Source organism: Ramlibacter sp. bp-362, from assembly GCF_054956735.1.
Genome location: NZ_JBUDXE010000003.1, coordinates 147,709 through 162,828, shown reverse-complemented (window position 1 = coordinate 162,828; position 15,120 = coordinate 147,709). Strand labels below are relative to the sequence as shown.

At 70.3% G+C, this 15,120-nt stretch carries 17 protein-coding genes; 13 read left to right on the top strand and 4 right to left on the bottom strand.

The window, feature by feature from the left end; all coding sequences use genetic code 11:
- Window positions 1-72 precede the first annotated feature (72 nt).
- Entirely contained in the window at window positions 73-699 is a 627-nt protein-coding gene (locus tag ACY0MJ_RS05245; RefSeq protein ID WP_462637265.1) for a nucleotidyl cyclase domain-containing protein, read from the top strand.
- Window positions 700-885: 186 nt separating this feature from the next.
- On the opposite strand, the gene ACY0MJ_RS05240 is transcribed toward ACY0MJ_RS05245, so the two are convergent.
- Together ACY0MJ_RS05240 and ACY0MJ_RS05235 are read right to left on the bottom strand one after the other, a co-directional pair.
- Complete coding sequence (locus tag ACY0MJ_RS05240; RefSeq protein ID WP_462637263.1) at window positions 886-1,428, bottom strand: DUF924 family protein; 543 nt, start codon at window positions 1,426-1,428, stop codon at window positions 886-888.
- A 67-nt stretch (window positions 1,429-1,495) separates the two neighbouring features.
- Window positions 1,496-1,795: a hypothetical protein gene (locus ACY0MJ_RS05235; protein ID WP_462637262.1), complete on the bottom strand. Its 300-nt coding sequence runs from the start codon at window positions 1,793-1,795 to the stop codon at window positions 1,496-1,498.
- 216 nt (window positions 1,796-2,011) lie between these two features.
- Here ACY0MJ_RS05235 and ACY0MJ_RS05230 point away from each other — a divergent pair, with 216 nt between their 5' ends.
- The 5 genes from ACY0MJ_RS05230 (at window position 2,012) to ACY0MJ_RS05210 (ending at window position 6,891) form a co-directional block, all read left to right on the top strand.
- Entirely contained in the window at window positions 2,012-2,302 is a 291-nt protein-coding gene (locus ACY0MJ_RS05230) for a hypothetical protein (RefSeq protein ID WP_462637261.1), read from the top strand.
- 74 nt (window positions 2,303-2,376) lie between these two features.
- Window positions 2,377-3,966 (top strand): FAD-dependent monooxygenase, encoded by a 1,590-nt coding sequence (locus tag ACY0MJ_RS05225; RefSeq protein ID WP_462637260.1) that lies wholly within the window; start codon window positions 2,377-2,379, stop codon window positions 3,964-3,966.
- Window positions 3,963-4,145 (top strand): hypothetical protein, encoded by a 183-nt coding sequence (locus ACY0MJ_RS05220; RefSeq protein ID WP_462637259.1) that lies wholly within the window; start codon window positions 3,963-3,965, stop codon window positions 4,143-4,145. Before ACY0MJ_RS05225 ends, ACY0MJ_RS05220 begins: the two co-directional genes overlap by 4 nt.
- A gap of 2 nt (window positions 4,146-4,147) precedes the next feature.
- On the top strand, window positions 4,148-4,594 hold the full coding sequence (locus ACY0MJ_RS05215) for a MarR family winged helix-turn-helix transcriptional regulator (protein WP_462637258.1): 447 nt from the start codon (window positions 4,148-4,150) through the stop codon (window positions 4,592-4,594).
- A 62-nt stretch (window positions 4,595-4,656) separates the two neighbouring features.
- Entirely contained in the window at window positions 4,657-6,891 is a 2,235-nt protein-coding gene (locus ACY0MJ_RS05210) for a YgiQ family radical SAM protein (protein WP_462637257.1), read from the top strand.
- 34 nt (window positions 6,892-6,925) lie between these two features.
- Here ACY0MJ_RS05210 and ACY0MJ_RS05205 read toward each other — a convergent pair whose 3' ends face one another.
- Window positions 6,926-7,780: a CoA transferase gene (locus ACY0MJ_RS05205; RefSeq protein ID WP_462637256.1), complete on the bottom strand. Its 855-nt coding sequence runs from the start codon at window positions 7,778-7,780 to the stop codon at window positions 6,926-6,928.
- Between the two features lie 16 nt (window positions 7,781-7,796).
- A complete protein-coding gene (gene pobA / locus ACY0MJ_RS05200) occupies window positions 7,797-8,978 on the bottom strand; it encodes a 4-hydroxybenzoate 3-monooxygenase (RefSeq protein WP_462637255.1) in 1,182 nt (393 codons plus the stop codon).
- 112 nt (window positions 8,979-9,090) lie between these two features.
- Between pobA and ACY0MJ_RS05195 the strand changes: the two genes are divergently transcribed.
- From ACY0MJ_RS05195 to ACY0MJ_RS05165, 7 genes are all read left to right on the top strand, one after another.
- Window positions 9,091-9,846, top strand: coding sequence for an IclR family transcriptional regulator domain-containing protein (locus ACY0MJ_RS05195; protein ID WP_462637254.1), 756 nt, complete (start codon window positions 9,091-9,093; stop codon window positions 9,844-9,846).
- A 102-nt stretch (window positions 9,847-9,948) separates the two neighbouring features.
- Window positions 9,949-10,590, top strand: a complete 642-nt coding sequence (locus ACY0MJ_RS05190; protein ID WP_462637253.1) for a peroxiredoxin — start codon at window positions 9,949-9,951, stop codon at window positions 10,588-10,590.
- Between the two features lie 67 nt (window positions 10,591-10,657).
- Window positions 10,658-11,653, top strand: a complete 996-nt coding sequence (locus tag ACY0MJ_RS05185; RefSeq protein WP_462637251.1) for a sulfate ABC transporter substrate-binding protein — start codon at window positions 10,658-10,660, stop codon at window positions 11,651-11,653.
- Between the two features lie 7 nt (window positions 11,654-11,660).
- Entirely contained in the window at window positions 11,661-12,551 is an 891-nt protein-coding gene (gene cysT / locus ACY0MJ_RS05180) for a sulfate ABC transporter permease subunit CysT (RefSeq protein WP_462637250.1), read from the top strand.
- 1 nt (window position 12,552) lies between these two features.
- Window positions 12,553-13,413 carry a sulfate ABC transporter permease subunit CysW gene (gene cysW / locus ACY0MJ_RS05175; RefSeq protein WP_462637249.1) on the top strand — a complete coding sequence of 287 codons (861 nt, stop codon included), beginning with the start codon at window positions 12,553-12,555 and terminating at the stop codon, window positions 13,411-13,413.
- The gene (locus tag ACY0MJ_RS05170; RefSeq protein WP_462637248.1) at window positions 13,410-14,528 is read left to right on the top strand and encodes a sulfate/molybdate ABC transporter ATP-binding protein; all 1,119 of its coding nucleotides are present in this window, start codon (window positions 13,410-13,412) and stop codon (window positions 14,526-14,528) included. Before cysW ends, ACY0MJ_RS05170 begins: the two co-directional genes overlap by 4 nt.
- A gap of 43 nt (window positions 14,529-14,571) precedes the next feature.
- Window positions 14,572-15,111, top strand: a complete 540-nt coding sequence (locus ACY0MJ_RS05165) for a disulfide bond formation protein B (protein WP_462637247.1) — start codon at window positions 14,572-14,574, stop codon at window positions 15,109-15,111.
- Window positions 15,112-15,120 lie beyond the last annotated feature (9 nt).

The window sequence follows — 15,120 nt, the reverse complement described above, 5'->3', positions numbered from 1 at the left end:
AGCTCGGCCATTTTTCCTAACGCGCTGCGGCCGAGCGCATGGTTTCATCTGGTTACGTCGTAGGGGAACCAGATGGAAACGATCCAGGAACACGCGCTCCTGCTGGAAGCGCTCTCGGACAAGGTGCTGCACCAGCTGCCGCCGGCCGTTTGGAAAGGACTCTTCCTGGGCGCCGAGCGCGACAGCATCCGCTTCGAGCAGCGGCACCTGACGCTCGTCTGCGCCGACGTCGACGTGCCCGCCGGCAAGCCGGGCGGGGCCGCCGAACGGCTGTACCAGGCGGTGCAGCGACTGAACACGCGGCACAACGGCCGGCTCGACCCCTACGGCCACGAGACGGTCCTGGCGACCTTCGAGAACCCCGGCGCCGCCGTGCGCATGGCGATCGAGCTGCAGCGCACCGCCGAAGGAGTGGCCCTGCGCATCGGCGTCGTCAGCGGGGTCTGCACGCTCGCCTACTTCCGCGTCCAGGGCCGCCTGTGGTGCACGCCGCTGGGCACGCAACCGGAGCGCGCCGCGCAGGTGGCCGCCTCCGCATCGGTCGGGGGCATCGTGATCTCGCCGGAAACCTACGGCCCGCACGAAGGCCGCGCGCGCCTGCAGGCCGATGCCGATGCGCCGGATTTCGAGGACTCCGAGCTCGACCTGTCGACCCTCGCCTGGGAAACGGAAGCCGACGGCATCGACATCCGCTGCTAGCGATTCACTTCAAAAAGTCGCAAGCGACTTTTTGAAGTGGTTCAGCATGTGTGAGAAGGACCGGCGAAGCCGGATCCTTCTCACAAGGGGAACCGCGCTGCATGTTATTCCGCGCGGTTCTCGCCCGGCGGGCAGCTTGGAGCTGCCCGCCTCGAAGACTGCGCGGAATAATATGCAGCGCAGTCTTCATCCGCGGAATCCGCCCTCTTCCAGGAAGCGCTCCTCTTCCGCCGTACTCGTTCGACCCAGCACCGCGTTGCGGTGCGGGAAGCGGCCGAAGCGCGCGACGATGTCGCGATGGTGGCGCGCGAAGCGCAGCGTGTCCCCGCCCAGGGCTTCGCTCAACGCGACACAGCGCTCCAGGTCGGGCAGCTGCTCCGAATGCATGAACGGCAGGTAGAAGAAGCCGCGCAGCGCCGGCTCGACCTGCTCGTCGAAGCCGGCCCGCACGGCCGCATCGGCGGCGGCGCGCGCCTGCGCATCGGTCGCGTACATGCGCGGCGTCCCGCGGAAGGCGTTGCGCGGGAACTGGTCCAGCAGCAGCACCAGCGCCAGCGCGCCTTCGGCGTTGTCCGCCCAGGATGCCAGCGCGCCCGACGCGGCCGCTTCGTGCGCGGCCAGGAAGCGTTCCCTCAGCAGGGCATCGAAGGCCGGATCCGGGCGGAACCAGCGGCCGGGGCCGGCTTCGCGCCAGAAATCGAGCAGTTCACGGGCCAGTGGCTCCAGCATGGCCGCAGCTTAGCGCCGGGCAACGAAAAGCGGGGCCGAGGCCCCGCATGACAGGCACGTGGCGGGGTCAGCGCTGGCCGCCCTGGTTGCCCTGGTTGCCCTGGTTGCCGCCGCCCTGGGACGAGGAGCGCTGCTGCTGGCCTTGCGAGGCCTGGCCGCGGTCCTGTTGTTCCTGCGAGGACGGGTTGCGCTGTTGTTGCGAGGCCTGCCCGCGCTCGGACTGGCCCGGCTGGCCGGACTGGCCGCTGTTGCTGCCCTGGTTCATGCCCCCGCCTTGCTGCTGGCGCTGCTGGCCGCCCTGCGAGGCCTGGCTGCGCTCCTGCTGGTCCTGTTGCTGTTGGCGATTCTGGTCTTGCCCTTGAGCCATCGATTCTCTCCTTGTCGGTTGCGGGAGGGCCGGTGTGCACCGGTCCGACAACCAATGTAAGAACGCGCGTGCGTCGCGCACGTCGGACGGGGGCCCCAGGGGTGTAGGAGATGGCCTGCGTGCGGCAGATGGCTGGGCCGTGGCGCGCGGCCGGTCCTACAGCGGGGCGGCGGCGCTGCTTGCAGCCGCGGGCAGGCAGGTTGCCTAGATTGCGTCATGAGCACTGAAACCAGCATCGGTCCCGCCCCCGACCGGGGCGGCAACGAGGACCACGGCAACGCCGACGGCTGCGGCAACAAGACGCTGGGCGACCATGCCGAGCAGCAGGCGCCGGCGGGCGCCGGGATCGTCGGCGAAGCGGGCGCGCAGGTGCCCGCCGGCGTGCCGGGCGCGCGCCCGCGTCCCGAGGTGAAGAAGGGCGCCGACGCGTATCCCGACGGACCCAACGTCGAGGACAGTCCCTGGGAACTCGACGCCGCGCGCGGCAAGCTGCCCAAGGACCGCTGACGGCGGCGGCACGCGCTCGTTGCGCGCGCAACGTTGCGGCGCTATAGTTGCGCCCGCAACGAAAAGGAGCCAGCGTGGGGCCAGCCCAGCCGCTGCCGGACGGCATTCCGGTGCTCATCGCCGGCGGCGGGCCGGTCGGCCTGACGCTCGCCGCGCTGCTGGCGCGGCAGGGCATCCGCAGCCTCGTGGTGGAGGCCGACGCCGGCTACTGCACCGGCAGCCGCGCCATCTGCATCTCGCGGCGCTCGCAGGAGATCCTCTGGACGGCGGGCGCCGGCGCGGCGCTGGCGGCCAAGGCGCTGCCCTGGACCGGCGGGCGCAGCTACTGGCGCAACCAGGAGGTGCTGCACTTCCGGATGCCCAGCGAACCCACCGAGCGCTTCGCGCCGATGGTGAACATCCAGCAATACCACGTGGAGGCCTTCGTGCACGGGGCGCTGCAGCGCGTGCCGGAGCTCGTGCAGGTGGCCTGGTCCGCGCGCGTGGCGGCCGTGCGGCCGCAGGGCGATGGCGTGGAAGTCGAGGTGGAGGATGCGTCGGGCCGCAGGCGCATCCGGGCCGACTGGCTGGTCGCCTGCGACGGCGGCCGCAGCACGGTGCGCGAGCAGCTCGGGCTGCAGTTCGAGGGCACGCAGTACGAGGGGCGCTACGTCATCGTCGACATCGTGCAGGAGACGAAGCGGCCGGTGGAGCGGCTCGCCTGGTTCGATCCGCCGTCGAACCCCGGATCCACGCTGCTGATGCACCGGCAGCCCGACGGCGTGTGGCGCATCGACTACCAGCTGCGCGACGACGAGGACGCCGAGGAGGCGCTCAAGCCCGGGAACATCGGGCCGCGCGTGCAGAGCCACCTCGCGATGATCGGCGAGGACGCGCCCTGGAAGATGCTGTGGGCGTCCATGTACAACGCCAAGTGCCTGACGCTGCCCGCGTACCGCCAGGGCCGCGTCCTGTTCGCCGGCGATGCGGCGCACCTGGTGCCGATCTTCGGCGTGCGCGGCCTCAACTCCGGTCTGGACGACGCAGCCAACCTCGCGTGGAAGCTGGCCCTCGTGCTGGAAGGCGGCGCCGACGCCGCGCTGCTGGACTCGTACTCGCAGGAGCGCGTGCAGGCCGCGCGCGAGAACATCGCCTACGGCGCCAAGAGCACCGAGTTCATGGCGCCGCCGGACTTCGCCTTCCGGCTGATGCGCGAGGCGACGCTGCGCCTCGCGCCCGACGAACCGGCCGTGCGCTCGCTGATCAACCCGCGCCAGTCGGCGCCGGTCGCCTACGCGGACTCGCCCCTGAACGGGCCGGAGCAGGGGGAGTGGGCGAGCGCCCAGGCCGCGCCCGGCCAGCCCGCGCCGGAGGCGCTGCTGCAGGGCGCGCAGGGGGCGTTCCACCTCACGCAGTGCTTCGGCACCGCGTTCACCTGCCTGGTATTCGGCGACGGCGCGCTGCCGCAGGCCGTCGCCGGGCTCGCCTCGCATGGCGTCGCCGTGCTCGACATCGCGCCGGAAGCGGACGTGCACGGGCAGGCGCGGGCACGCTACGGCCTGCCGGGGGAGCGCGCCACGGGCCTGGTGCTGGTGCGCCCGGACGGCTACGTGATGGGACGCTGGCGCGGGCTGGACCCGGCGCCGGTGCTGGCCTGCCTGGCGCAGAAGGGACTGAAGCCATGACCGATGCCGACCTGGACCGCAGCTACACGGCCCTGTGCCAGGCCCTGGGCGAAGTGGGCGCCGAGCGCAGCCAGCTGCTGCTCGCGATGGTGGCGCTGGCCTTGATGGCGAAGGCGGCCGACGCCGACGAAGTGCTGGCGCTGGTGGCGCGCTCGCGCGAGCGCTGCCTGCAGGACTGAAGATGGCCGCGCGCCCGGCCACGCTGCCGCTGGACCAGTTCCTGACCTACCGCCTGCACCAGGTCAACAAGATCACCGACAAGGCGAGCACGGACGCGTATGCGGGCGAGCTCGGCCTGGCCGTCGGCGAGGCGCGCTGCCTCGCCGCCATCGGCAACTTCGCGCCGCTGTCGGTGAACCAGCTCGCGGCGCGCGCCAACCTCGACAAGGCGCAGGCCAGCCGCGCGGCGCAGGCGCTGGTGGAGCGCGGCTGGGTGCGCAAGGAGGCGAGTCCCACCGATGCGCGCGGCGTGGTGCTGCAGCTGAGCGCCGAAGGCAGGCGCTGGTGGACGCGGGTGATGCGCGTGATCGCCAGGCGCAACGAGGAGATCTTCGGCTGCCTCAGCCGCACGGAGCAGGAGACGCTCGCGGCCATGCTGGAGCGGGTCGTGGAGCACGCCCGCGGCTGAGTCAGGTCAATGACCGGCCGGGTGCGGCGCCGGGGGAGAGTCCCTACAATCCCGGGTCCCCCATGAACGCCCCCCTCGACGTCTCCTTCTTCGCCCGCGCCGCCAAGCCGCTGACCAGCTACCGCAAGTACTGGGCGCACCGCTTCGGGCCCGCGCCCTTCCTGCCCATGAGCCGCAGGGAGATGGAGGCGCTCGGCTGGGACAGCTGCGACATCGTCCTCGTCACCGGCGACGCCTACGTCGACCATCCCAGCTTCGGCATGGCGGTGATCGGGCGGGTGCTGGAGGCGCAGGGCTTCCGCGTGGGCATCATCGCGCAGCCGGACTGGCAGAGCGCGGAGCCCTTCAAGGCGCTGGGCAAGCCCAACCTGTTCTGGGGCGTGACCGCCGGGAACATGGACTCGATGATCAACCGCTACACGGCGGACCGGAAGCTGCGCAGCGACGACGCGTACACGCCCGGCGACATGGGCGGCAAGCGTCCGGACCGCGCCGCGATCGTCTACAGCCAGCGCTGCCGCGAGGCGTACAAGGACGTGCCGATCATCCTGGGCGGCATCGAGGGCAGCCTGCGCCGCATCGCGCACTACGACTACTGGTCCGACAAGGTGCGCCACAGCATCGTGCTGGACTCCAAGTGCGACCTGCTGCTGTACGGCAACGCGGAGCGCGCCCTGGTGGAGATCGCCCACCGCCTCGCCGCGCGCGAGCCCGTCGAGGACATCACCGACGTGCGCGGCACCGCGTTCGTGCGGCGCGCCACGCCCGAAGGCTGGTTCCAACTCGACTCCACCAGCGTCGACACGCCGGGCCGCGTAGAGGAACACGTCAACCCCTACATGACCATCGCCGACCAGGCGAAGGCCAAGGGCCAGTCCTGCTCGAAGGACGACTCTCCTTCACTCCCTCTCCCGCTCGCGGGAGAGGGCCGGGGTGAGGGCGGCGGCGCTGCACCCATCCAGTTCGTCCCCAACCCCCACGTCAAGCTCAAGCCCCCGCCGCGCGACCTCAGCGTCATCCGCCTGCCGTCCTTCGAGGCCGTGAAGTCCGACCCGGTCCTCTACGCCCACGCCAACCGCGTGCTGCACCTGGAGACCAACCCGGGCAACGCGCGCGCGCTGGTGCAGGCGCACGGCGAGCGCGACGTCTGGCTGAACCCGCCGCCGATCCCGCTGACGACGGCGGAGATGGACCACGTGTTCGGCCTGCCGTACGCACGCGCGCCGCACCCGGCGTACGGGAAGGCGAAGATCCCCGCCTGGGAGATGATCCGCTTCTCGGTCAACATCATGCGCGGCTGCTTCGGCGGCTGCACCTTCTGCTCGATCACCGAGCACGAGGGCCGCGTGATCCAGAGCCGCAGCGAGGATTCCATCATCCGCGAGGTCGAGGAGATCCGCGACAAGGTGGAAGGCTTCACCGGCGTGATCTCGGACCTCGGCGGCCCCACGGCCAACATGTACCGCATCGGCTGCAAGTCGCCCGAGATCGAGGCCGCCTGCCGCAAGCCCAGCTGCGTCTTCCCGGGCATCTGCCAGAACCTGAAGACCGACCACGGTCCGCTGGTGAAGATCTACCGCCGCGCCCGCGCCCTGAAGGGCGTCAAGAAGATCCTGATCGGCTCCGGCGTGCGCTACGACCTCGCGATCCAGTCGCCCGAGTACGTCAAGGAGCTGGTGCAGCACCACGTGGGCGGCTACCTGAAGATCGCGCCCGAGCACACGGAGGAGGGCCCGCTCTCCAAGATGATGAAGCCCGGCATCGGCAACTACGAACGCTTCAAGCAGATGTTCGAGAAGTTCTCGGCGGAGGCGGGCAAGGAGCAGTACCTGATCCCGTACTTCATCGCGGCCCACCCGGGCACGAGCGACGAGGACATGATGAACCTGGCGGTCTGGCTCAAGCGCAACGGCTTCCGCGCCGACCAGGTGCAGACCTTCTATCCCAGCCCGATGGCGACGGCCACGGCCATGTACCACTCGGGCAAGAACACGCTGCGCAAGGTCACGCGCGCGAGCGAGGGCGTGGACATCGTGCGCGGCGAGCGGCGCCGGCGCCTGCACAAGGCCTTCCTGCGCTACCACGACCCGAACAACTGGCCGCTGCTGCGCGAGGCCCTCAAGTCCATGGGCCGCGCCGACCTGATCGGGAACGGCAAGCACCACCTGGTGCCCACCTGGCAGCCGCTCACCGACGGCAGCTACGCGAGCCCGCGCCGCAAGAACTCGACCGCGGCGCCGAAGAAGGGCCGCATCCTCACGCAGCACACGGGGCTGCCGCCGCGGCGGGCGAAGTAGGCCTCCCGCCATCCCCGCCTGCGCGGGATGACGATTACGGCATCGTGTGGATCGGCAGGTCGCGCTCGGCGGCGAGGCGGTCCAGTTCGGCGCGGGTGCGCGAGGCGAAGTATGCGGCGATCGCCGCATGGGTCTCCGGCGCGAACATCGTCTTCGCCCCCGCATGGGCGACGCCAGCCGCGGCGCACAAGGCCGCCGCGAAGTGCGGCTCCAGCGCCGCGACGGCGGCGCGGCCGTCGCGACACGGATAGATCCGGTAGCCCGCATGCGCGCCGCCGACGGAGCCCTCCGGCTGCGTGAGGCCCCAGCGCCGGGGCAGGGCGAGGTAGCCTGCCGCATCCGACAAGGCCACCTCCAGGTACAGGCCCTCGGCGGGCCGGCGCAGCGCCGCCTGCAGGACCGCTTCCGAGGCCATCAGCGATCCGCCCATGTCGGCATAGAGCGTCGCGGGCAGTTCCAGCGCGGGCACCAGCCCGTTGTCCGCCAGGTAGGTCAGGTCGTGTCCCGGCTCTTCCGCCCGCGCGCCCGGCGCGCCGACGATCGCGACCTGGCTGAGCGAAGGGTAGCGGGCGTGCAGTTCGTTCCAGCCCAGGCCGAGCTTCTGCAATGCGGAGGGGCGGAACGACGTGAGCAGCACGTCGCAATTCCCGAGCTCCGCGTGCAGCACGTCCTGGCCTGCAGCCGTCTTCAGGTCGGCGGGCAGCACCTCCACGCCTTCGTGCAGTTCGGCGTAAGCCGCCGGGTCGTAGTGCCCCATGGGGTCCCCCGTCGGCGGCTCGATCTTCCGGCAGGCGGCTCCCATGCGCCGGCAGCGCATCAGCGCCGCCGGCCCGGGGAGGTTGAGGGCGAGGCTGAGGATGCGCAGGCCGCGCAGCGGTTCGAAGCTCATCCCCGCATTGTCATGGCTACAACGGCAAGCCGACGTAGTTCTCCGCCAGCGAGGTCGACCCCGCCCGCGAGTTGACCAGGTAGTCCAGCTCCGCTTCCTGCAGCTTCTGCCCGATCGCGCCCTGGTCCGGGAACTTGTGCATCAGCGAGGTGAGCCACCAGGAGAAGCGCTCCGCCTTCCAGACGCGGCGCAGGGCGCGGTCGGAGTAGTGGTCCAGGCCGGCGTCGCTGCGCTCGCGGTAGTGCTCGATGAAGGCGGACGACAGGTACTTCACGTCCGAGGCGGCGAGGTTCAGTCCCTTGGCGCCGGTCGGCGGCACGATGTGCGCGGCGTCCCCGGCCAGGAACAGCCGGCCGAAGCGCATCGGCTCGGCGACGAAGCTGCGCAGCGGCGCGATGCTCTTTTCCAGCGAGGGGCCGGTCACCAGCTTCTCGCGCGCTTCCGGATCCAGCCGCAGCCGCAGCTCGTTCCAGAAGGCGTCGTCCGACCAGGCCTCCACCTTGTCCTCCAGCGGCACCTGCACGTAGTAGCGGCTGCGCGTGGGGCTGCGCATGGAGCACAGGGCGAAGCCGCGCTCCGTGTTCGCGTAGATCAGCTCATGGAACACCGGCGGCACGTCCGCCAGCAGGCCCAGCCAGCCGAAGGGATAGACCTTCTCGTACTCGGTGATCGCGTCCTTCGGCACGCTCGCGCGGCTGACGCCGTGGTAGCCGTCGCAGCCGGCGATGAAGTCGCAGGCGAGCTCGTGCTCCTCGCCGCCGTGGCGGTAGCGCACCACCGGCTGGCTGCCGTCGAAGTCGTGCAGGGTGACGCTGTCGCCGACCTCGTAGACGCTGGCGAGGCCGGCCGCGGCGCGCGCGGCCATCAGGTCGCGGGTCACCTCGGTCTGGCCGTAGACCATGACCGTCTTGCCGCCGGTGAGGCCGGGGAAGTCGATGCGGTGCCGCGCGTCCTTGAACAGCAGCTCGATGCCCTCGTGCACCAGGCCTTCCCTGTGCATGCGCTCGCCGACGCCGCATTCGTCCATCAGGTCCACGGTGACCTGCTCCAGCACGCCGGCGCGGATGCGGCCGAGCACGTAGTCGGGCGATTGCCGCTCGAGGATCACGTTGGCGATGCCGGCGCGGTGCAGCAGCTGGCCGAGCAGCAGTCCGGAGGGGCCGGCGCCGATGATGGCGACCTGGGTGCGTTGCTTCATGGGGATCTCCTGTCCGCGCCAGCTTAGGCGCTGCGGCCCCCGGAGAACAGGGGCGGGCGGCGGCCGCTGTGCGATGATCGGGCAAGCTGCGCGATGATCGCGCACGATCGCCATGAGCATCGCCCACGCGGACTACATCGCCGGCATGGCCAAGGGACTGGCCGTGCTGGAAAGCTTCGACACCTCGCGCCAGCGCCTGAACGCCACGCTGGCGGCCGAGCGTGCCGGCCTCACGCGCGCCGCAGCCCGCCGGCACCTGCTGACGCTGGCCCACCTGGGCTACCTGGAGACCGACGGCAGCTGGTTCTGGCTGGCGCCCAAGGTGCTGCGCTTCTCCGGCAGCTACCTGGCGTCGGCCCGGCTGCCGCGGGCGGTGCAGCCCACGCTCAACCGGCTTGCCGGCCTGACCGGCGAGTCGTACTCCGCCGTCGTCCTGGATGGCGACCACGTGGTGATCGTCGCGCGCAGCGGCACGGCGCTGCAGGCCTACGGCCTGCACCTGGGGGCGCGGCTGCCCGCGCACGCGACGTCCACCGGCCGCGTGCTGCTGGCCGCGAAGGGCCGCCGCGAATTCGGCGCCTGGCTCCGGGGCCGCGACCTGCAGCGGCTGACCGGCCACACGGTGGCGGACGCGCGCGCCTTCCGCGGCCTGATCGAGGAAGTGCGCCGGCAGGACTGGTGCTTCGCGGCCGAGGAGCACGAGCTGGGCGTGCATGCGCTGGCCGTGCCGCTGCGGGACATGGACGGGCGCACGGTGGCCGCGCTCAACGTCGTCACGTCGCCCCAGCGGCGGGACGTGCGGGCGCTGCAGAGCGACCTGCTGCCGCTGCTCCTGGAGGCGGCGCGGGAGCTGCGCGCGCTGCTGTAGCCCAAGCTTAGACCTGCCCAGCCATAAACAAACAACGAGATATTCGTTGCAGGAAGAAGGACCGGTCCCCACAATTCCCTTTCACCGTAGAAAGGGACAACCATGAGCACCTTGCGCCTGGGCGACACGGCCCCCGATTTCGTGCAGGAATCCACCGAAGGGACGATCCGCTTCCATGAATGGGCGGGCGATTCCTGGGTGGTGCTGTTCTCCCACCCCGCCGACTTCACGCCGGTGTGCACCACCGAGCTGGGCCTGACGGCCAAGCTGGCCGAGGACTTCAGGAAGCGCGGCGTGAAGGCGATCGCCGTGAGCGTCGATCCGGTGGAGTCGCACCACGGCTGGGTGAAGGACATCAACGAGACGCAGCTGTGCAACGTCAACTTCCCGATCATCGCGGACCCGGACCGCAAGGTCGCGACGCTGTACGACATGATCCACCCGAACTCGCTGGCCAACGCCACCGTGCGCAGCGTGTTCATCATCGACCCGAAGAAGACCATCCGCGCGACGCTGACCTATCCGGCGTCCACCGGCCGCAACTTCGACGAGATCCTGCGCGTGATCGACTCGCTGCAGCTGACCGACAGCCACAAGGTGGCCACGCCGGGCAACTGGAAGCAGGGCGACGACGTCGTCATCGTCCCCAGCATCACGGACCCGAAGGAACTCGCCGAGCGCTTCCCCAAGGGCTTCAAGGCCCTGCGTCCGTACCTGCGGATGACCCCGCAACCGAATAAATAGATCCCGCTGAAGACGAGCCGCACGACCCCGCATCGCGGGGCCGGCGGGCTCGCTTTGCCTCCTGATCATGAAAACGTCTCTCAAGGTTCTCCTCGCCTCCCTCGCCCTCGCCGCCAGCGGCCTCGCCTCCGCCCAGCAGTCGCTGCTGAACGCGTCCTATGACGTCGCGCGCGAGTTCTACAAGGACATCAACGCCGCCTTCGTGCCCTGGTACAAGAAGACCACGGGCAAGGACGTGAAGATCGAGCAGGCGCACGCCGGCTCGAGCGCGCAGGCGCGTGCCGTCGCCGACGGCCTGGACGCCGACGTGGTCACCATGAACACCACGACCGACATCGAGTTCCTGGCCGACCGCGGCGTCGTGGCCAAGGACTGGCAGAAGCGCTTCCCCGACAACGCGGCGCCCACCACGTCCACCATGCTGTTCCTGGTGCGCAACGGCAATCCCAAGGGCATCAAGGACTGGGACGACCTGGCGAAGCCCGGCGTGAAGGTGGTCGTCGTGAACCCGAAGACCGGCGGCAACGGCCGCTACGCCTACCTGGCCGCCTGGGGCTACGTGAAGAAGAAGGGCGGCACCGACGCCGAGGCGGCGGAGTTCGTCGCGAAGATGTACAAGAACGTCCCCGTGCTGGCGCGCGGCGGCCGCGACGCGACCACCGCCTTCCTGCAGCGGAACATCGGCGACGTGCTGGTGACCTTCGAGTCCGAGGTGGAGTCGGTCAACCGCGAATTCGGCGCCAACAAGGTGGACGTGGTCTATCCCTCCATCAGCATCGTCGCGGAGAACCCGGTCGCGGTGGTCGAGCGCACCGTCGCCAGGAAGGGCACGGGCGAACTCGCCAAGGCCTACCTGAACTTCCTGTACTCGGAAGAGGGCCAGGAGATCGCGGCGAAGCACAGCATCCGCCCGCGCAACGCCGCGGTGCTGAAGCGCCACCCCGACACCTTCAAGCCGGTCAAGCTGTTCACGGTGCAGGAGCTGTTCGGGTCGCTGTCGCAGGCGCAGAAGGTCCACTTCAACGACGGCGGCCAGTTCGACAAGATCTACACCGTCCGATAAGGCTCTCATGTCCGGCGCTCTCGCGGCGCCGCTGCCCGGCGCGGCGGCGGCGCCTTCCCCGTCCTCCTCGCGCGGCGGCAGCCGCAAGGTGCTGCCCGGCTTCCGGCTCACCCTCGGCTACAGCCTGTTCTACCTGTGCCTGGTCGTGCTGATCCCGCTGTCGGCGCTGGTGCTCAAGAGCTTCGGCCTCAGCTGGGACCAGTTCTGGGCCGCCGTCAGCTCGCCGCGCGTGCTGGCCTCCTACCGCCTCACCTTCGGCGCCTCGCTGATCGCCGCGCTGGTGAACGTGGTGTTCGGCCTCCTGGTGGCCTGGGTGCTGGTGCGCTATTCCTTCCCCGGCAAGCGCATCGTCGACGCGCTGGTGGACCTGCCGTTCGCCTTGCCGACGGCCGTCGCGGGCATCTCGCTCACGGCGCTGCTGGCCGGCAACGGCTGGATCGGGCAGTTCCTGGAGCCGCTGGGCATCCAGCTCGCGTTCAACCCCAAGGGCGTGGTGATCGCGCTGATCTTCATCGGGCTGCCCTTCGTGGTGCGCACGGTGCAGCCGGTGCTGGAGGAGTCGGAGCAGGAACTGGAGGAGGCCGCGATGTGCCTGGGCGCGACGCGCTGGCAGACCTTCGCGCGGGTGATCCTGCCTTCGATCGCGCCGGCGCTGCTGACCGGCTTCGCCATGGCCTTCGCCCGCGCGATCGGCGAGTACGGCTCGGTGATCTTCATCGCGGGCAACATGCCCATGGTCTCGGAGATCACGCCACTGATCATCATCGGCAAGCTGGAGCAGTACGACTACGCCGGCGCCACCGCCGTCGCCGTCGTGATGCTGCTGTTCTCTTTCGTGCTGCTGCTGGTGATCAATGCGCTGCAGGGGTGGCAGCGGAAGAGGGCGGGAGGCGCCTGACATGACCGACCTGACCCGCAAGCGCATCGCCACTACCGAAGCCCCCTGGGTGCGCCGCACGCTCATCGGCGTGGCGCTGCTGTTCGTGCTGCTGTTCCTGGTGCTGCCGCTGGCCGCCGTCTTCACCGAGGCGCTGCGCAAGGGCGTCGGCGCCTACCTCGAGGCGCTGAAGGAGCCGGATGCCTGGTCGGCGATCCGCCTCACGCTGCTCACCGCCGCCATCGCCGTGCCGCTGAACCTGGCGTTCGGGGTCGCGGCCGCCTGGGCGATCGCCAAGTACGAGTTCCGCGGCAAGGCCTTCCTGACCACGCTGGTGGACCTTCCGTTCTCGGTCTCGCCGGTGGTGGCCGGCCTGATCTACGTGCTGGTGTTCGGCGCCCAGGGCTGGTTCGGCCCCTGGCTGGAGGCCCACGGCATCAAGGTCGTGTTCGCGGTGCCGGGCATCATCCTGGCCACGGTCTTCGTCACCTTCCCCTTCATCGCGCGCGAGCTGATCCCGCTGATGCAGGCGCAGGGCAACGACGAGGAGCAGGCCGCCATCGTGCTGGGCGCGAGCGGCTGGCAGACCTTCTGGCACGTGACGCTGCCGAACATCAAGTGGGGCCTGATCTACGGCGTGATCCTGTGCAACGCGCGCGCGATGGGCGAGTTCGGCGCGGTGTCGGTGGTCTCCGGCCACATCCGCGGCCAGACCAACACGATGCCGCTGCACGTGGAGATCCTCTACAACGAATACCAGTCGGTCGCGGCCTTCGCCGTGGCCTCGCTGCTGGCCCTGCTGGCCGTGGCGACGCTGGCGATCAAGTCGCTGGCGGAATGGAAGCAGGAACGTGAAATGAAGTTGGCCGCGAGCACACCATGAGCATCGAGATCCGCAACGTCAGCAAGAACTTCGGCGACTTCCGCGCGCTGAAGGATGTGTCGCTCGACATCGATTCGGGCGAGCTGGTCGCCCTGCTGGGGCCCTCCGGCTGCGGCAAGACCACGCTGCTGCGCATCATCGCGGGCCTGGAGAGTGCCGACACCGGCAGCATCCTGTTCGCCGGCGAGGACACCACCGACGTGCACGTGCGCGACCGCCAGGTCGGCTTCGTGTTCCAGCACTATGCGCTGTTCCGGCACATGACCGTGTTCGAGAACGTCGCCTTCGGGCTGCGCGTGAAGCCGCGCGGCCAGCGCCCGGGCGAGGCGCAGATCCGGCAGAAGGTGAAGGACCTGCTGAAGCTGGTGCAGCTCGACTGGCTGGCCGACCGCTTCCCCTCGCAGCTGTCCGGCGGCCAGCGCCAGCGCATCGCGCTGGCCCGCGCCCTGGCGGTCGAGCCCAAGGTGCTGCTGCTGGACGAGCCCTTCGGCGCGCTGGACGCCAAGGTGCGCAAGGAACTGCGCCGCTGGCTGCGCCGCCTGCACGACGAGCTGCACGTCACCAGCATCTTCGTCACGCACGACCAGGAGGAGGCGCTGGAAGTGGCCGACCGCGTGGTGCTGATGAACGCCGGCCAGATCGAGCAGGTCGGCTCCCCGCAGGAGGTCTGGGACCATCCGGCCAGCCCCTTCGTCTACGGCTTCCTGGGCGACGTGAACCTGTTCCAGGGCCGCGCCCACGAGGGCGAGGTCAAGCTGGGCAACGTGCTGCTGGACTCGCCCGAGCACGCCGACGCCCAGCATGCCAAGGCCTTCGCCTACGTCCGCCCGCACGACCTGGACGTCGAGCGCTACACGCCGGGCGCCGGCGTGGACGCGGAGGGGCGGCCGCGCGGCATCGTCGCCCGCCTGGACCGCGCGATCGTCGTCGGCCCGGTGGCGCGGCTGGAACTCGTGCCGGCCGACGGACACAAACCGGCGCAGAATGCGACTGCGGACGGCCTGATCGAGGCGCAGATCCCCGCGCAGCAGTTCCAGGAAATGGGCCTGCGCGAGGGCGAGGTGCTGGTGGTGACGCCGCGCCGCGCCCGCGTGTTCGTGGAGAGCGCGACCTGAAGGCCGGATCCACCGGCTCTCGCGCCGTTGGAGGAAGAAACCGATGTTCCTGAAGTGGTTCGACGCCGCGCCGCGGCGCGTCCTGGCGGCGGTGGCCGTCGTCAGCCTGGCGCTGCTCGCGTTCGGCCTGTACCTGCAGCACGTGGTGGGGCTGGAGCCCTGTCCGATGTGCATCGTGCAACGCTACGCGCTGGTACTGGTGGCGATCGTCGCCGGCATCGCGGCCCTGTTCAAGGCGCGCGGCGCGCACCTGGCCGGCAGCGGCCTCGTGGTGCTGCTGGCCGGCTTCGGCGCCTTCGTCGCCGCCCGCCAGAGCTGGCTGCAGTGGTTCCCGCCCGAGATCGCGTCCTGCGGCCGCGACTTCTACGGGATGATCGAGACCTTCCCGCTCAAGCGCGCCATCCCCATGATCTTCCGCGGCAGCGGCGACTGCACCCAGGTCGACTGGACCTTCCTGGGCGGCTCCATCGCCAACTGGTCGTTCGTGTGGTTCGTGATCTTCCTGGCGGTCGGCGCGACGCTGTTCGTGCGGCAGCTGCGCCGGGGCCGGCAGCACGTGGCCAGCGCGCCCATGGCGGCCTGAGCGGGCGCG